This is a genomic window from Thermanaerothrix sp. (assembly GCF_056331585.1).
On record NZ_JBWGPQ010000070.1, the window covers coordinates 1 to 3,622 of the forward strand.

Consider the following 3,622-nt stretch of genomic DNA (forward strand, 5'->3'; position numbering starts at 1 on the left):
TTTTAAGGTTTAACCCCTTGACAAATCTCCACGGGTGTATAAAATTGCGCAATAACTTCTCACAAAGCCTCAGCGATTGAAGATGTTATACATTTATTCGCTCCTCGCCCTTAGCCTAATTCTGGTTCTCGTCCTTATTGAGAGCCTGACTCCCCTTTGGGCGGTTGGAGCGAGCGAAGTGGAACTAGCCTAAACCCATACGCAAGTCCATACCAAAAATTACAAACCAACCGCCCGAAAGGGCGGTTTTTTTATACCCAAGCGAGGAGAGTGATGATGCGATCGGATCGAGTCAAGAAAGGTATCGAACATGCCCCACACCGGGCGCTCTTAAAAGCCACGGGGGTTAAGGATGAAGATTTTGAAAAGCCGTTTATTGCCATTGTAAACTCATACGCTGATATTGTGCCCGGACATGTTCACTTGCAATCGTTTGCCCGAATTGTCAAAGAGGCGGTGCGTGAGGCCGGAGGGGTGCCTTTCGAATTCAACACTATCGCCGTGGACGATGGGATTGCTATGGGTCATGAGGGGATGAAGTATTCTCTCCCTTCGCGGGAATTAATTGCCGATTCGGTCGAAACCATGATTGAAGCCCATCGTTTCGATGGCATGGTGTGTATTCCCAATTGTGACAAGATTGTGCCTGGCATGCTTATGGCAGCGGTGCGCCTAAATATTCCCACCATCTTTATTTCCGGTGGGGCGATGGCGGCTGGCCGTACGCCAGATGGTGAGGTGGTAGATTTGATTTCGGTTTTTGAAGGGGTGGGGGCTTACCAGGCGGGCAAGATTGACCAAAAACGTCTGAAAACCCTTGAGGATTACGCTTGCCCCTCGTGTGGTTCGTGTTCAGGCATGTTTACCGCAAATAGCATGAACTGCTTGATGGAGGCGTTGGGGCTGGCGCTACCTTATAACGGGTCGGCTCTGGCACTTACACCAGAACGAGAAGCACTGGCGCGGCGGGCGGGGCATTTGATCCTTGAATTGGTGCGGCGACAAATAAAACCACGCGACATTGTGACGTTAGAGGCCTTGGATGATGCCTTTGCCTTAGATATGGCCATGGGAGGGTCGACAAACACTCTTTTACATGGGTTGGCTATAGCCCATGAAGCCGGGTTGGAGTATTCGCTGGAGCGAATTAATGCGATTTCAGCCAGGGTACCGCATTTATGCAAAGTCAGTCCGTCTGGCCCCTGGCATATGGAAGACGTGCACCGCGCCGGTGGTGTGCCAGCGATTCTCAAGGAAGTCCACCGTGGCACCGGGATACTTCACCTGGATCGGATTACCGTGACCGGAGATACGCTAGGTAATGCCCTGAACGGGGCGGAAATTAAAGACGAAAATGTGATAAGGCGCTGTGAAAATGCGCACTCGCAAACCGGAGGGTTGGCGATTCTCTTTGGCAACCTTGCCCCACGCGGCGCAGTTGTTAAAACAGCGGGGGTATTGCCCGGGATGCGTCGTTTTAGCGGTCCAGCCCGAATTTATGAATCCCAGGAAGATGCGCTGCGTGGGATTCTGGCACGAGAGGTTCAACCTGGTGAGGTAGTGGTGATTCGTTATGAAGGTCCACGCGGCGGGCCGGGCATGCAGGAAATGCTCAGCCCGACCAGCGCTATTATGGGCATGGGATTGGGGGATAAGGTGGCTCTGATTACCGATGGGCGTTTTTCCGGTGGGACCCGAGGCGCGTGCATTGGACACGTGGCACCGGAAGCGGCGGCGCGTGGCCCGATTGCTGCTTTACGGCCTGGCGACATCATTGAAATTGATCTGGATGCTCATACATTGAATGTGCGTCTCAGTGATGAAGAAATTCAGCGCCGGTTAGCGGCACTACCGCCGTTCGAACCACGGACCAATAGTAAATGGCTAAAGCGTTATGCCTACTTTGTGAGTAGTGCAGATCGTGGTGCGGTAATGGAATACCCCGGGAGTTAGTCGTTCATAAGAGGTCTTGCCAAAGGAGGTGTAGTGATGAAGCGAACGGGAGCACAAATTGTATGGGAAGTGTTGGTGCGGGAGGGGGTTGAGGTTGTCTTTGGTTATCCAGGGGGAGCCAATCTGCCGATTTATGATGCAATGCTGGACTATCCGGTGCGCCATGTGCTGGTTCGTCATGAGCAAGGCGCAGCACACATGGCTGATGGCTATGCCCGTGTGAGCGGAAAGGTGGGGGTGGCTTTGGCGACATCTGGCCCTGGCGCAACGAATCTGGTGACCGGGATTGCGACGGCCATGATGGATTCATCACCTACGGTGTTTATCACCGGCCAGGTTGCCAGTCACTTAATCGGCTATGATGCGTTTCAAGAGACGGATGTTACGGGGATTACGCTCCCAATCACGAAACACAACTATCTGGTCACTCGGGTGGAGGAAATCGGACCGGTACTGCGGGAAGCCTTTTACATTGCCCGTACTGGACGCCCGGGACCGGTTTTAGTGGATATTGCCAAGGATGCCCAGCAAAACAGCATGGAATGGACGTATGACCCCAAGCCGATCCAATTGCGCGGTTACCGCCCTTATCGGGTTCCGGATCGGGCGCGGATCGTTCAGGCAGCGCAGTTAATTCGCGAAGCCAAGCGTCCGCTTATTTTGGCCGGGCGAGGGGTGTTACTCAGCCGGGCCATGGAGGAGTTGCGCGCCTTTGCGGAGCAAACCCAGATTCCGGTAGCGATGACCTTATTAGGAATCGGTGGCTTTCCGGCTTCGCATCCGTTGAACTTGGGAATGATGGGCATGCATGGTCAGGCTTGGGTCAATCAGGCCATTCAAGAGGCTGATTTACTGCTGGCGTTTGGAATGCGCTTTGATGATCGGGTGACCGGAAACGTCAAGACGTATGCCACCCATGCGCGCAAGATCCATGTGGATATAGACCCTACCGAAATTAACAAAAACGTCAAAGTGGATGTTTCCGTTATTGGTGATCTCCGTGAAGCGCTGTGCCTGTTGTTGGAAGAAACGCCCACTATGGAACATTCGGATTGGCTGGCACATATCGAGGCGCTCCGTCGTGAGGCGGCGGATGAGGACATCCTCAACCTGACCCCGGAGGATGGCAAGCTCTATGCGGCTCATGTTATTGATGCGCTCTGGCGTTTTACCCAAGGCAAGGCCATCATTGTGACCGATGTGGGTCAGCACCAGATGTGGGCGGCGCAATATTACAAACAGGATCATCCTAACTGGTTTATCACCTCTGGTGGGCTGGGCACCATGGGATTTGGGTTGCCGGCAGCCATTGGAGCGAAGATCGCGTGCCCTAATGCTGAGGTGTGGGCGGTAGTCGGTGATGGTGGGTTCCAGATGACCGCGGCTGAGCTCTCCACTGCGGCTCAAGAAGGGGTGAAGGTCAATGTCGCCATCATCAATAATGGATATCTTGGGATGGTGCGACAGTGGCAGGAGTTATTCTACGAACGGCGCTATGCGGCAACGCCAATGCGCAGCCCTGATTTTGTGAAACTGGCTGAAGCACATGGTCTAACGGGGTTGCGGGTGACCTCACAAGGGGAAGTAAATATGGCATTACAACAGGCACGCCAAATCGAAGGCACGGTGGTCATTGATTTCAGAGTTGAGCAAGAAGACAATGTGTATC

2 protein-coding genes are annotated in these 3,622 nt (G+C 53.5%); both read left to right on the forward strand.

Going from position 1 to position 3,622, the window contains the following annotated elements; all coding sequences use genetic code 11:
• Positions 1-276: 276 nt before the first annotated feature.
• Positions 277-1,953 (forward strand): dihydroxy-acid dehydratase, encoded by a 1,677-nt coding sequence (ilvD, locus tag AC01YT_RS13490; protein WP_476676260.1) that lies wholly within the window; start codon positions 277-279, stop codon positions 1,951-1,953.
• 36 nt (positions 1,954-1,989) lie between these two features.
• The coding region (gene ilvB, locus AC01YT_RS13495; RefSeq protein WP_476676258.1) for a biosynthetic-type acetolactate synthase large subunit at positions 1,990-3,622 on the forward strand (1,633 nt) is incomplete at its 3' end.